Below are 12,128 nucleotides of genomic sequence, written 5' to 3' on the forward strand. Positions count from 1 at the left end.
GGAGCGCCTGTTTGTATGGCCTCATTCAGACGCTTCGAAAGGACCGACCATGACCTCCAGAACCCTCTATTCGCTATGCGGCAGTGACAACAGCCGCCCGTTTTCTCCCCATTGCTGGAAAACGGTTCTTTCGCTGGCGCATAAGGGATTGGATTTCGAAGAGCGCCCTTTGGCGTTCACGGCCATTCCGGGCGTGGAGAACGGCTTTTCGAAAACAGTGCCGATCCTCCGTGACGGCGACCGGCTTGTAAAGGATAGCTTCGAGATCGCGCTTTATCTGGATGATGCCTATCCGGACGCTCCATCCCTGTTCAATGGCGAGGGTGGCAAGTCGCTGGCTCGCTTCGTGGAAAGCTGGTCACAGACCACGCTGCATTCCGCCATCACGAAATTTGCTATTGTGGATATCCACGACATCCTGGACGAGCAGGACAGGACCTATTTCCGCGACAGCCGCACCAAGCTGTTCGGACGCACGCTCGAAGAGGTAGCAGCCAATCGTGATGCCGAGATCGCTGCATTTCCGGCAAAGCTGGAGCCCATCCGCCGTATGCTCGCCTTTCAGCCTTTTATCGGCGGGGAAAATCCACTGTTTGCTGACTATATCGTTTTCGGTGCACTGCAATGGGTGCGCATCGCCTCCGGCATCGACCTTTTCGGTCAAAACGATCCTGTCCGCGACTGGTTCGATCGCTGCCTCGATCTGCATGGCGCACGCGGGCGGAGTGTGACAGCCGCGTGAAATGTGACAAGCGCGTTGCCAAATCCGGCCATACCCCTTGTTTTCAGGTCTTCGGGCGGGTAAACACCGCCCACTTTCTTCAAGAATAAGGATACGGACACATGGCGATTGAACGCACATTTTCGATGATCAAGCCGGACGCAACCAAGCGTAACCTCACGGGTGCCATCACCAAGGTATTCGAAGACAACGGCCTGCGCGTCATCGCATCCAAGCGCGTCTGGATGAGCAAGCGCGAAGCGGAAGGCTTCTACGCCGTTCACAAGGAACGTCCTTTCTTCGGCGAACTGGTTGACGGCATGACATCCGGACCGACCATCGTTCAGGTTCTGGAAGGCGAAAACGCCATCCTCAAGAACCGCGAAATCATGGGTGCGACCAACCCTGCAAACGCAGACGAAGGCACGATCCGCAAGAGCTTCGCCCTGTCGATCGGCGAAAACTCCGTTCACGGTTCCGATGCTCCTGAAACCGCTGCTCAGGAAATCGCCTACTGGTTCGCAGAAACCGAAATCGTCGGTTGATTCAGTTTTCGAAGAGGCGGACTCATTTTATGAGGCCAGCGCTTTAAGGTGATGAAATGAATTGGAAAACGGGGCCGATAGGCTCCGTTTTTTTGTGCCCATGCGTCGGCTAAGGCGCAAAGCCATGATCAATGTGCCGGACATCCTTGAACAGGTGCCATATCTGTCGTCCCATCGGCTTTGAACACATCCGGGTTTGGCGTGTAGAGTGGGCCAACGACCAAAGGTTTTGCGGGCAGCAGAGACTGATCGGTATCCGACGTGACACTGGTGTCTATGGCTTGCATGACATGACCATCCGGCGCTCGAATGCGTATCGTAACGGTATAGGGACGGCCTTCTTTCACGCATTCAACCGGCGGGCTTTGCAGCACGATTTTCAGGCTCTTGGGAAACAGCCTTTCCGTCACGGCAAAAGCCTCTCCACCACGGGGGTTTTCGAAGCTGGCCTCGATGGTGCTTCCGTCCTTGATGGGGGACGTTGGCTGCAGCGTCACCAGATAGGTCGCCGTGGCCACACGATAATTGAAGACGAACATGCGGCCGGACACGCTGACCACTTCCCGCTGCTCTTCACGTTGGCAGGCCGCTAGCAGGAGAGCGGCGGTGATGAGAGTGACGAGCCCCTTCATGAAACCGTCTCCTTTTTTCGCCTGTAGTGCTTGGCCGCTTTCTGACGGTTTCCGCAGATAGCCATATCGCACCAGATACGGCTGCGGTTCTTGCTTCGATCGATGAAAAGCCAGCCACAGTTCCCGCAGATCCGTAATCGCTGTCGGTCGGGCCCTGCCAAAAGGGTCAGCACGGAACGGGCCGTTGCCGCCTGAAGGCACTGTTTGGTTCGCGCGGTTCTGAGCGATGTGGCAGACGCCATGAGAAGGTCTGCCAGAAGATGATCGTCATCCATCCCCGCTTCTATCAACCGGCGGAAATACCGATCAGTCGCTTCGCGCAGATCAATCAGCGAACGCCTGTCTTCGGGCAGGGGTGGCACGAGTGCAGGCCATGTCTCGCGCTCTGCCGACAGCAGAACAGCCGCCGCACAGAAGCTCGCCACTTGCTCAGTGTCCGCAAAGCGGTCCACTGATTTTTCTGGTGCAAGACGCAGAATGACGCTGTTGGCGACATCGAGCGCCAAGGCTCCTCCGACAAAACGATGGGGTGTCCAGCTGAAGTTCATATCACAAATATAACTAGCAAAATCAATTTTACCAGTTATAAAAACAGCTGGGGGTTCGTATGGCTTATTTTCTTCAGCAGTTTATCAATGCAGTGCCTGTGGCCGCACTCTACGCTGCTCTTGCCTTTGGTTATGCGATCGCGTTCTGCATCACCAAGCGCGCCGACGTGACCTTCGGTGCCATCTTCGCGTTCGCCGGACTGACCAGTCTCTTGTTTGCTGATTTTGGTTGGAACCAACTCTGGCTCATTCTGCCGGCAACTTTGGCGCTTGGGGCGGCGGCGGGCCTGATGGGAGGGCTTTGGGCTGGCATCTTCATCGGCCGGGCCGTCATGCGACCGCTGGCCGCAGCTTCCCCCAATGCCGTTACGGTTGCGTCCATCGGCGCTTTGATTGCCCTGATGGAAAGCGCAAGGCTTGCCGCAAACACACGCTCCCTTTGGCTGCCGCCTTTTCTGAATGATCCGATTTATGTCTGGCAAAGCGCCGATTTTGCCGTGACCACCACCCCGATGCAAATCATCAACTCTGCTGTCTTTCTGACAATGGTCGTCGGAGGATATGTGTTTCTGAGAAAGTCCAGTATGGGGCTATACTGGAAAGCCGTGTCCGAGGACGCATCTGCCGCGTCTCTGCTCGGCATCAATTCCGCGCGCATTTTTTTGGTTTCATATGGTGTGGCAGCGCTCTTTGCCTCCATTTGCGGGGTGTTGGCAACGTTCTACTATGGCAATATGGACTTTGGCGCGGGGCTGGTGTTCGGCCTGAAAGTGGTGCTGATTTCCGCGGCCGGTGGATATACCAGCCCGCTCAAATGCGCTGCAGGCGCCGCCGCTATTGGCTTCGGCGAGACATTCTGGGCCGCTTACGGTCCCGTCGCTTGGCGGGATGCGGCAGTTCTTGCGATGCTGGTTCTATGGCTCATTGTGACGCGAGGCGAGCGCGAAACGCCCTAACGCCACTTATCCTTGGCGCTTTCGTCAGCATCCTTGGCCGATATCCACTCACCAGCCACGCCGTCCTTGCCATGTTCTTTCTTCCAGAACGGTGCAGCGGTCTTCAGGTAGTCCATCACGAAATTCGCACCGTCGAAAGCTGCCTGCCGGTGGCGGGAGGCGGCGATCACGAGGACGATGTTTTCGCCGGTGGCGATTTTGCCGTAGCGGTGGATGGCGGTGAGGCCGAGAAGCTGGAAACGTTCAATGGCGAGTTTGGCGATACGATGCATTTCTGCCTCGGCCATGCCGGGATAGTGCTCCAGTTCGAGGGCGGATAGCGTGCCGCCGTCATCACGGCAAAGGCCGGTGAAGGTGACGATGGCACCGATGGACGTGTTCGCTTCAGTCAGAAGCCGCGCTTCGACTGCGGCATCAAAATCCTGCGCCTGTACGCGAATGGTCGGCTGGCTTCCCAATGATCAGCCGCCGGTCATCGGTGGGAAGATGCCGATTTCGCGTGCACCGAGGATGCTCTCACCGTGATCGATGTGTTCCTGATCGACCGCAACGCGGATCACGTCCGGAAATTCGAACGCAGCTTCATATTCGTCTCCAAGCGTCGTGAGATAGCTGATCAATTCCCGCGCGGTTGTCACGTTTGCGGGGAGATCGATATCCTCTTCCGACTTGCCGATCCGCTCTCTGACCCAGGCGAAGTAGACGATGCGAACCATCATTCTTCGTCCACGATGTGCTTGAGGCCTGCTTTGAAATAATCATAGCCGGTGTAGATCGTCAGCGCCGCTGCGATCCACAGCAGGCCGATGCCCATTTCGGTCGTGTAAGGAATCACCTTGTCGCCCGCCGGACCGGCCAGAAGAAACGCGATGGCGACCATCTGGATGGTGGTCTTCCACTTTGCGATCTGTGTGACCGGAACCGAGACTTTCAGGGCAGCGAGATATTCGCGCAAGCCCGACACCAGAATTTCGCGGCAAAGAATGGTAATCGCTGCCCAGAGAGACCAGCCAGCAATAGTGCCATCCGCGGCCAGCAACAGCAGGATCGAGGCGATCAGCAGCTTGTCTGCGATGGGGTCCAGCATGCGCCCTATGTTCGACGTCTGGTTCCAGATGCGGGCAAGATAACCGTCCAGGAAGTCCGTCAGCGAGGCGATAATGAAAAGCCAGAGTGCGGTCCAGCGCGCGAAATCCGAACTTTCGAGCTTCCCTTCGATGTAGAAGCACAACACGATGACCGGTACCGCAAGAATACGGGCGTAGGTCAGAAGATTCGGGATATTGTAGGTGCGCGAAGCCATTGGGAACCTGTCATTCGATGTCAATGCGTTGTTGCAGCCCTAGTACGTAAGCGTCAACACCTCATTGTGTTTTTTTGCGGGTGCAGCCCGAAAGCATCGCGTCAGTCTTTGCCGCTCTCATGGAAGTGATTGTAAACCTGTCTGGCAACGGCTTCTGAAATTCCAGCGACCACCATGAGGTCACTCAAGGCCGCGCGAGACACGGCCTTTGCGGTGCCGAAATGTTGCAGCAACGCCCGTTTGCGGCCGGGGCCGATCCCGCTGATTTCATCCAGCGGGTTTTTGATCAATTCCTTCTTGCGACGCGCGCGGTGCGAGCCGATGGCGAAACGGTGTGCCTCATCCCGCAGGCGCTGGACGAAATAAAGGACAGGGTCGCGCGGCGGCAAGGAGAAGTCGCTGCGGCTATCGGTAAAGAAGCGTTCGCGGCCTGCATCGCGATCCACGCCCTTGGCCACGCCGATGGCGATAACGCAATCGCGGATGCCGAGTTCGTCCAATATGGTCCGCACCGCCGTCATCTGCCCTTGGCCACCATCGATGAGGATAACGTCTGGCCACGCGGGAAACGGTGTGTCGGCGGCATCTTCCGGCGAGACGGTCTGGCTGCGGTCTGGCCTGCCATCTTCCTTCAACAGGCGCGAAAAGCGGCGCGTCATGACTTCGCGCATCATGCCGAAGTCATCGCCGGGAGTGATATCCGTCGATTTGATGTTGAACTTGCGATAGTGGCTCTTGGTGAAACCATCGGGACCGGCGACCACCATGCCGCCGACGGCATTGGTGCCCATCATATGCGAGTTGTCGTAGATCTCGATGCGGCGGGGCACATAGGGCAGGGCGAAGGTTTCGGCAAAACCCTTCAGCAGTCTGGCCTGTGACGATGTTTCCGCGAGCTTGCGGCCATGGGCTTCACGCGCATTGCCCAGAACATGGTCAACGACATCCTTCTTCTCTCCGCGCTGCGGCACCGAGATGCTGACTTTGTGGTTTGCCTTTTCTGCGAGCGCGGCGGCAAGCAACTCCTGCTCCTCCACCACTTCGGACAGCAGAATTTGTTTTGGCACCGGCTTGTCGTCGTAGAATTGCGCCAGAAAAGCGGAAAGGATCTCGGAGCCGGGAAGCGATGGGTCAGCCTTGGGGAAATAGGCACGGTTGCCCCAGTTCTGCCCGGTGCGGAAAAAGAACACCTGAATACAGGAGATGCCGCCCTCGTGGTGAATGGCGAAGACATCCGCTTCTTCGATCCCCGCGGGGTTGATGCCCTGATGGCTCTGCACGTGCGAGAGCGCCGCCAGCCGGTCGCGGTAGACGGCCGCGCGCTCGAAATCGAGGTCGTCAGAAGCCTCATTCATCTGGGCTGCAATCGTCGCCTTGACGCTCTGGCTCTTGCCGGAAAGAAAGTCCTTCGCCTCGGTCACCAGTTCCGCATAGCCTTCGTCGCTGATCTCATGGGTACAGGGCGCCGAACAGCGTTTGATCTGGTGAAGAAGACAGGGACGGGTGCGGCTTTCAAAAACACTGTCGGTGCAGGTTCGAATGAGAAAGGCCCGTTGCAGCGAATTGATCGTGCGGCCGACAGCGCCAGCCGAAGCGAAAGGACCAAAATAATCACCCTTGCGCGCTCTCGCGCCACGGTGCTTGAAAATGGCGGGAGCGCGGTTGTCTGCCGTGATCATTATGTAGGGGAAGGACTTGTCGTCACGAAGCAGAACATTAAAGCGTGGACGCAAGCGCTTGATCAGATTCGCTTCCAGCAACAGCGCTTCAATTTCCGTGCGGGTCGTCACGAATTCCATATGGGTCGTCAGCCGCACCATCTGGCCGATGCGGTTGGAGTGGAAACGTCCCTGCGCGTAATTACCGACGCGCTTTTTCAGCGAGCGCGCCTTGCCCACATACATCACGTCGCCCGCTTCGTTGAACATACGGTAGACGCCGGGATTGTTGGGCAGGTGTTTGACGAATTCGGCGATCAACTCCATGCCCTTGAGACCGGATTCGTTCTGCCAGCCGGCATTCCAGTCCACGGGCACGACAACGCCATCCGCCGCCACGACAGAGGTGGAGGAGGTTACGTCGTCATCGTCATCGTCGTTATCATCGAAGAGAACACCGCCATCCGGCAGCTTCTTTCCGTTCATTCAGTTATCTCCGCCACATCAGGGGTTTCCCAGCCCAGGTGCTGGCCACCATCGAGTGCGATCATTTGGCCGGTCATCGACGGGGTATCGTATAGAAAGCGAACGGTCCGCCCGAATTCGTCCGGGGTCGGCCCACGCTTTAATATAAGGGCGTCGATCTGCGCCTGAAAGTCCTCAGGCGCTTGTCTTTCACTTTGGAAGGAAGGGCCGGGGCCGATGGCGTTGACCCGCACCCGCGGCGCAAGGCTCTGCGCCATGGTTTTCGTCGCCGTCCACATGGCGGATTTCGATAAGGTATAGGAATAGAAACGCGGGGTAAGTTTGAGCACACGCTGATCGATGACATTGACGATCAGGCCCGACGCGTTCTCAGGCAGTTGCTTGACCAGAGCCGCGCCCAAAATTGACGGAGCGCGGACATGGACCGCAAAATGCGCGTCGAATGCCGCAGAATCGAAATCTTCCAGGCTGTCGTGACGGAACACGGATGCGTTATTGACCAGAATTCCGATGGGTCCGAGCGCTGAATGTGCGCTTTCCATCAATTTTTCTGTCGACTCGGTATTTTCGAGGTCGGCCTGGACAACAGCCGCTTTTCCACCATTTTGCCGTATTGTGTTAGCGAAAGTCTCAGCTTCTTCCATTGAGGAGCGAGCGTGCAGAGCAACCGCAAAGCCCTCGGCAGCAAGATATTCCGCTATCGCGCGGCCCATGCGTCGGGCGGCGCCGGTGATCAAGACAGTTTTGGGTATATTCTCGTTCAAGGCTGACCTGCACATTGCTGACATCGGTTTTAGCGCCCGATATAAAGCGAAAAATCCAAGTTTGCCCAGAGCAGGCTCTCATTATACAGATTTAAGCCCTGACGATGCAGTCGAAGTAATTTCATTTAAATACATGTAAAGTTTGACTGTTCTTCAGTTAACGCCTCGTTATCCTTAATAGATTTTTGTGTCATTTTAGCAACGTCCAATTTCCGTCACGACGCTGCCCCAATCAATTCACATTTTGGCTGTGTGATCTCCTCAATCACCCATCATTTTGATTGTCAGACGGGCAGGGAACCAACTGTTTTACACCGCGTTTGGGAACAAGTGTTTGAGCACCCCGCGGGTTTGAAAAGGAGAATAGCATGCGTACTATCGTTGCAACACTACTGGCGACCACAATGGCAGCTGCAGCATTTTCTGCAGCGAAGGCAGCCGACGCTGTAAACGAAGTGCCGCAGGCACCTGTCGCTTACGAGCAGCCAGCACCGATCAGCAACTGGTCTGGCGCGTATCTCGGTGCGACTGGTAACTACGACTGGGGTCGTTTCACCGGCAACGGCGGCGATCGTGACGCCGACGGCTTCGGCGGCGGCCTCTACGGTGGTTACAACTGGCAGAGCGGCCAGCTGGTCTACGGTGCAGAAGCCGACGTCAACCTCGGTGACGAAAAGGGCTCCGCCGGTACAGGTAACTTCGGCGAATCGCTTGATGGCAAGCAGGGCGTCAACGGCTCCATTCGTGCCCGCGTCGGTTACGATATGAACCCGTTCCTGCTGTACGGCACAGGTGGTCTCGCGATTTCTGACAACAAGGTCAGCAACTCGACATCCAGCGACAACGCCACAGCACTCGGTTACACAGTCGGTGCCGGCGTAGAAGCCATGGTGACCAACAACATCACCGCCCGCGTCGAATACCGTTACAGCGATTACCAGGACAAGGACTTCTCGCTTGACTCTGGAACCGTTTCACGCGGCTTCGACGATCACAGCGTCAAGGCTGGTATCGGCGTAAAGTTCTAATCCTTTAACGGATTGAATCAGAAAAGCTGGGGCTTCGCCCCGGCTTTTTTTGTCTGTTGTCAAGAGAAACGCGGCTTTCGCCGCGTGTCCGGATTGACCTGTTACGCTGAAGCTTTCATCTCGGCATAGTCCTTGAAGCGTTTGCCGAATGTTTCGGGCCAGTCCGCGAGCGTCTTGCGACCATCAGCCCACTCGCCTGCAAACCGAAGCTCCAGATAGCCGATCAGGGCTGCGAGTGCGAAGTGGCCGCCATGCAGCTTCTTTTCCGTCTTTGGCAGGTTGGCGTTCAGATAATCGAGCCCTCTGACGACCTTGGACCATTGCTTGTCGATCCATGGCTGGTGAACTTTATCTTCGGGACGGGAGCGGCGTTCATAGACGATGGCCAGAAGGCAGTCCGTGATTCCATCACACAATGCTTCCAGTATTTCCGCTTCCGTGCGCTTCTGATCCTTCTTCGGGTAAAGCGCATGGCCAGAAAGCCTGTCGAGATAATGCATGATGGCAACGCTGTCATAAACCGAGCCGCCATCGTCCAGAAGCAGAACGGGAATTTTACCGAGAGGGTTGTTCTCCATCAGCGATGCCGGTTCGGCATTTGTATCGACGCGGATGGCCTTGACGTCGAGGTCCAGATGGCGCGCGGCCATACGAACTTTTGCGGAGTAGGGGGAGGCGGGCGAGTAAAGCAATTCCATAATATCTACCTTTGGAGTTTAACGGATGGGAATGATGTCAGCGGCCTTGGACTGGCAACCTCTGCGGTCGACCTGCGGGCAGGTCCGAAAGCTGAGATCTTTGTTCATGCAGATGCGCACCTCTTCCAGCTTCGGCCCATCACAACTGATGGCTATGCCTTGCTTCGTCATGGCGGGATTGACCGAGATGAACGCACCTTCGATGGCATCTGCAGAAAGCGTTCGCGGGGCCGCTCCTGACGCGATATCTTTCGGCAGGGTGACGCGCTGATAGGCGGCGCGGATGGTGTCCAGATAATCGGACTGTGACAGCCCGCTGCATGTTCCATGCTTGCGCCACTGATGCCCGATGAGACCCATCGACGGCATGATGTCGAACATCGCGCGACCGAGTGCATCCGGGACACGCTCATTGCGGTCCTTGCCACAAAATTCTGGATAACCGGACTCGTTTTGTGGCCACAGACCATGGACGATAAAGCCATGCTTGCGATCCGTACCACATTGCTGACGGCTGTTGCGGCCTGCGTCGCTGGCGCAAAATGCTGGTGACCATGACAGCGCCAGGACATAAAAATCGAAACCTGAGCCTTGCGCGCGAGGGACAGCGTTTGCGGGAGAAGCCGTCGCCGGTTCTGTTCGTTCGGTTTCCTGAGGTGCCGTTGCGTTTTGAGAGGGCTCGTTTTGAGAGGGTTGGCCAAACGTCATCCAGCCTGCCGCAGCAAGCGAGAGTGCAGCCAACGCGATAAAACCGGCATATTGTTTCATCGGGCCAACTGTCTTTCCACGCGGCAATGACGAAGTCTTGATATATATGGGGTTTTATACCATCTCGCCCGTATGGCAAACAGGCCTTCGAAAAATCAAACAGGGCCACAGTCTTAGTTGTCACAATGCTTGAATAACGACTAAGCTTTGCGAATCCGTCAGTCGCCACGCTGACGGAAGAGGAGAATACCCGGGCATGTCCGTATGAAATGGAAGAAATACATCTGGCCCCTCGTCGGCGTGGCAACCATCGGTTTTTCCATATGGCTGCTATACAAGGAATTGCGACATCTTTCGCTCGATGATGTCTGGGGCAGTCTGGTCGCGATCGATCCGCACCACTGGCTCATGTCCGGTCTGTGTACGCTCGTCGCCTATGCCGCCTTGGCCGGATACGACCGAATCGCGCTTCAACATCTCAAGCGCAAGGTCGGTTGGGTCTTCATCACGCTGACGTCGTTCACCACCTATGCGCTATCACACAATGTCGGGGCATCGGTCTTCTCCGGCGCAGTCGTCAGATATAGGGCCTATACCTCGAAGGGCCTGAGCGTCGCGGAAATCGGCGTTCTCGTCGCTCTCTGCTCCTTCACCTTCGCCATCGGCACCATCATGCTGATCGGCCTCGTGCTGGTTTATGAGCCCGACATTACCGAGCGCTTCGTCGATATCCTACCGGTGGAAGCATCAAGAACGACAGGCTTTATCCTGCTTGCCATCGTCGGATTGTACGTTATCGGCAGTCTGATGAAGCTGAGGCCGTTAAAGATCGGCGCCTTCACTCTGTTTTACCCGGTGCCGCGCCTCGTCATCCAGCAACTGGTCATCGGTCCGATCGAATTGCTGGGCGCTGCGGGTATCATCTATTTCGCCCTGCCGGAGGCGGGAAACCCCGGCTTCATGATTATCCTGGGCATCTTCCTGGTGTCATTCTCAGCCGCACTGATTTCCCATGCCCCGGGCGGGCTCGGCGTTCTGGAACTGGTCTTCGTCACCGGACTGCCGGATATGAACCCGGCAGACGTTATTGCGGCACTTCTGGTCTTCCGCCTTTTTTACCTGATCATTCCCTTCATCTTCGGCCTGTTCATCATTCTCTTTTTCGAGAGGTCACAACTGGCCGTGGCAGAACGAAAAGAGCGGTGCGCGGAGCAGAAGTAGCTATTCTCCGCGCAGCCAGAACGCGCGCTGCGACGCATACCGATCCTGCGCCATGATGGTTTTCAGAACCGGCATGAGCGTGTGCAGCTCATCCTTCAGCGTGAAGGGTGGATTGACGATAATGAGACCGGAGCCGCTGAGGCCTTCCAGCCGGTCACTGCGAACCGACAGTTCCGCACAAAGCATTTTCGGAATGTCGTAGGATTGCAGAAGCTCGTGGAAGTCCTTGATCGGAGCGCCCTTCTTCAGGGGATACCAAAGGCAATAGGTGCCGGTTGAAAAGCGGCGATAGGCCTTGTGAAAGCCTTCAGCCATCCGCTCGTATTCATTTTCTTTCTCGAATGGTGGATCGACCAGCACGAGGCCGCGCTTTTCCTTTGGTGGCAGATGCGCACCCAATGAAAGCCAGCCGTCCAACTCCGTCACGCGTGCCTGATAATCGCTTTCGAAAAGGCGTGACAGGGCTCGGAAATCATCCGGGTGCAGTTCCATGGCCGACAGCCGGTCCTGCGGACGAAACAGCATGCGTGCGAGCTTTGGCGAGCCGGGGTAGTATTGCAAGCCGCCGTCTGGATTGAGGTCTTTCACCGCCGTCAGGTAAGGCTCCAGCAGTTCCGCCACCGCTGGCGACAAATCCGCCTCCAGCACCTTCCCGATGCCGGTCTGCCATTCACCGGTCTTCTGCGCTTCCTCGGACGACAGGTCATAGAGGCCTGTGCCCGCATGGGTATCCAGAACGCGAAAGGCCTTGTCCTTGTTTTGCAGGTAGCGCACGAGCCGCGCCATGACCGCATGCTTGAGGACATCGGCAAAATTGCCAGCGTGGTAGATGTGCCGATAGTTCATGCGCGCCGATGCCT

15 protein-coding genes are annotated in these 12,128 nt (G+C 56.7%); 5 read left to right on the plus strand and 10 right to left on the minus strand.

Annotated features, from left to right (window positions below; translation table 11 throughout):
* Positions 1-49 precede the first annotated feature (49 nt).
* Entirely contained in the window at positions 50-742 is a 693-nt protein-coding gene (locus RMR21_RS04855) for a glutathione S-transferase family protein (RefSeq protein ID WP_498669579.1), read from the plus strand.
* 101 nt (positions 743-843) lie between these two features.
* Entirely contained in the window at positions 844-1,266 is a 423-nt protein-coding gene (gene ndk / locus RMR21_RS04860; protein ID WP_498669580.1) for a nucleoside-diphosphate kinase, read from the plus strand.
* Positions 1,267-1,394: 128 nt separating this feature from the next.
* On the opposite strand, the gene RMR21_RS04865 is transcribed toward ndk, so the two are convergent.
* Complete coding sequence (locus RMR21_RS04865) at positions 1,395-1,898, minus strand: hypothetical protein (protein ID WP_498669582.1); 504 nt, start codon at positions 1,896-1,898, stop codon at positions 1,395-1,397.
* A complete protein-coding gene (locus RMR21_RS04870; protein ID WP_498669583.1) occupies positions 1,895-2,446 on the minus strand; it encodes a CGNR zinc finger domain-containing protein in 552 nt (183 codons plus the stop codon). The genes RMR21_RS04865 and RMR21_RS04870 overlap by 4 nt, the downstream gene beginning before the upstream one ends.
* A 59-nt stretch (positions 2,447-2,505) precedes the next feature.
* On the opposite strand from RMR21_RS04870, the gene RMR21_RS04875 reads away from it, so the two are divergent.
* Positions 2,506-3,402 (plus strand): branched-chain amino acid ABC transporter permease, encoded by an 897-nt coding sequence (locus tag RMR21_RS04875; RefSeq protein ID WP_498669584.1) that lies wholly within the window; start codon positions 2,506-2,508, stop codon positions 3,400-3,402.
* On the opposite strand, the gene RMR21_RS04880 is transcribed toward RMR21_RS04875, so the two are convergent.
* From RMR21_RS04880 to RMR21_RS04900, 5 genes are all read right to left on the minus strand, one after another.
* A complete protein-coding gene (locus RMR21_RS04880) occupies positions 3,399-3,860 on the minus strand; it encodes a molybdenum cofactor biosynthesis protein MoaE (protein ID WP_498669585.1) in 462 nt (153 codons plus the stop codon). The genes RMR21_RS04875 and RMR21_RS04880 overlap by 4 nt on opposite strands.
* A gap of 3 nt (positions 3,861-3,863) precedes the next feature.
* Entirely contained in the window at positions 3,864-4,118 is a 255-nt protein-coding gene (gene moaD, locus RMR21_RS04885; protein WP_498670076.1) for a molybdopterin converting factor subunit 1, read from the minus strand.
* The gene (gene pgsA / locus RMR21_RS04890; protein ID WP_498669586.1) at positions 4,118-4,705 is read right to left on the minus strand and encodes a CDP-diacylglycerol--glycerol-3-phosphate 3-phosphatidyltransferase; all 588 of its coding nucleotides are present in this window, start codon (positions 4,703-4,705) and stop codon (positions 4,118-4,120) included. Before pgsA ends, moaD begins: the two co-directional genes overlap by 1 nt.
* A 101-nt stretch (positions 4,706-4,806) precedes the next feature.
* Entirely contained in the window at positions 4,807-6,849 is a 2,043-nt protein-coding gene (uvrC, locus tag RMR21_RS04895) for an excinuclease ABC subunit UvrC (protein ID WP_498669587.1), read from the minus strand.
* A complete protein-coding gene (locus RMR21_RS04900; protein ID WP_498669588.1) occupies positions 6,846-7,613 on the minus strand; it encodes an SDR family oxidoreductase in 768 nt (255 codons plus the stop codon). Before RMR21_RS04900 ends, uvrC begins: the two co-directional genes overlap by 4 nt.
* 368 nt (positions 7,614-7,981) lie before the next feature.
* On the opposite strand from RMR21_RS04900, the gene RMR21_RS04905 reads away from it, so the two are divergent.
* Positions 7,982-8,641 (plus strand): outer membrane protein, encoded by a 660-nt coding sequence (locus RMR21_RS04905; protein WP_498669589.1) that lies wholly within the window; start codon positions 7,982-7,984, stop codon positions 8,639-8,641.
* 101 nt (positions 8,642-8,742) lie between these two features.
* On the opposite strand, the gene RMR21_RS04910 is transcribed toward RMR21_RS04905, so the two are convergent.
* A complete protein-coding gene (locus tag RMR21_RS04910) occupies positions 8,743-9,339 on the minus strand; it encodes a glutathione S-transferase (RefSeq protein WP_498669590.1) in 597 nt (198 codons plus the stop codon).
* A gap of 18 nt (positions 9,340-9,357) precedes the next feature.
* Positions 9,358-10,107 (minus strand): ribonuclease T2 family protein, encoded by a 750-nt coding sequence (locus RMR21_RS04915; protein WP_498669591.1) that lies wholly within the window; start codon positions 10,105-10,107, stop codon positions 9,358-9,360.
* A 204-nt stretch (positions 10,108-10,311) separates the two neighbouring features.
* Between RMR21_RS04915 and RMR21_RS04920 the strand changes: the two genes are divergently transcribed.
* Positions 10,312-11,268, plus strand: a complete 957-nt coding sequence (locus RMR21_RS04920) for a lysylphosphatidylglycerol synthase domain-containing protein (RefSeq protein WP_498669592.1) — start codon at positions 10,312-10,314, stop codon at positions 11,266-11,268.
* Here the strand turns inward: RMR21_RS04920 and RMR21_RS04925 are convergent, their stop codons facing one another.
* Positions 11,269-12,114: a 23S rRNA (adenine(2030)-N(6))-methyltransferase RlmJ gene (locus tag RMR21_RS04925; protein WP_498669593.1), complete on the minus strand. Its 846-nt coding sequence runs from the start codon at positions 12,112-12,114 to the stop codon at positions 11,269-11,271.
* Positions 12,115-12,128: the final 14 nt, after the last annotated feature.

Origin of the sequence: Agrobacterium sp. rho-8.1, from assembly GCF_033957725.1 — a bacterium.
Classification (GTDB): domain Bacteria; phylum Pseudomonadota; class Alphaproteobacteria; order Rhizobiales; family Rhizobiaceae; genus Agrobacterium.

Coding starts and splice junctions, on each gene's coding strand:
- RMR21_RS04855 (WP_498669579.1), top strand. CDS start 50: ATGACCTCCAGAACCCTCTATTCGCTATGCGGCAGTGACAACAGCCGC.
- ndk (WP_498669580.1), top strand. CDS start 844: ATGGCGATTGAACGCACATTTTCGATGATCAAGCCGGACGCAACCAAG.
- RMR21_RS04870 (WP_498669583.1), bottom strand. CDS start 2,446: ATGAACTTCAGCTGGACACCCCATCGTTTTGTCGGAGGAGCCTTGGCG.
- moaD (WP_498670076.1), bottom strand. CDS start 4,118: ATGGTTCGCATCGTCTACTTCGCCTGGGTCAGAGAGCGGATCGGCAAG.
- RMR21_RS04875 (WP_498669584.1), top strand. CDS start 2,506: ATGGCTTATTTTCTTCAGCAGTTTATCAATGCAGTGCCTGTGGCCGCA.
- uvrC (WP_498669587.1), bottom strand. CDS start 6,849: ATGAACGGAAAGAAGCTGCCGGATGGCGGTGTTCTCTTCGATGATAAC.
- RMR21_RS04910 (WP_498669590.1), bottom strand. CDS start 9,339: ATGGAATTGCTTTACTCGCCCGCCTCCCCCTACTCCGCAAAAGTTCGT.
- RMR21_RS04905 (WP_498669589.1), top strand. CDS start 7,982: ATGCGTACTATCGTTGCAACACTACTGGCGACCACAATGGCAGCTGCA.
- RMR21_RS04925 (WP_498669593.1), bottom strand. CDS start 12,114: ATGAACTATCGGCACATCTACCACGCTGGCAATTTTGCCGATGTCCTC.
- RMR21_RS04915 (WP_498669591.1), bottom strand. CDS start 10,107: ATGAAACAATATGCCGGTTTTATCGCGTTGGCTGCACTCTCGCTTGCT.
- pgsA (WP_498669586.1), bottom strand. CDS start 4,705: ATGGCTTCGCGCACCTACAATATCCCGAATCTTCTGACCTACGCCCGT.
- RMR21_RS04865 (WP_498669582.1), bottom strand. CDS start 1,898: ATGAAGGGGCTCGTCACTCTCATCACCGCCGCTCTCCTGCTAGCGGCC.
- RMR21_RS04920 (WP_498669592.1), top strand. CDS start 10,312: ATGAAATGGAAGAAATACATCTGGCCCCTCGTCGGCGTGGCAACCATC.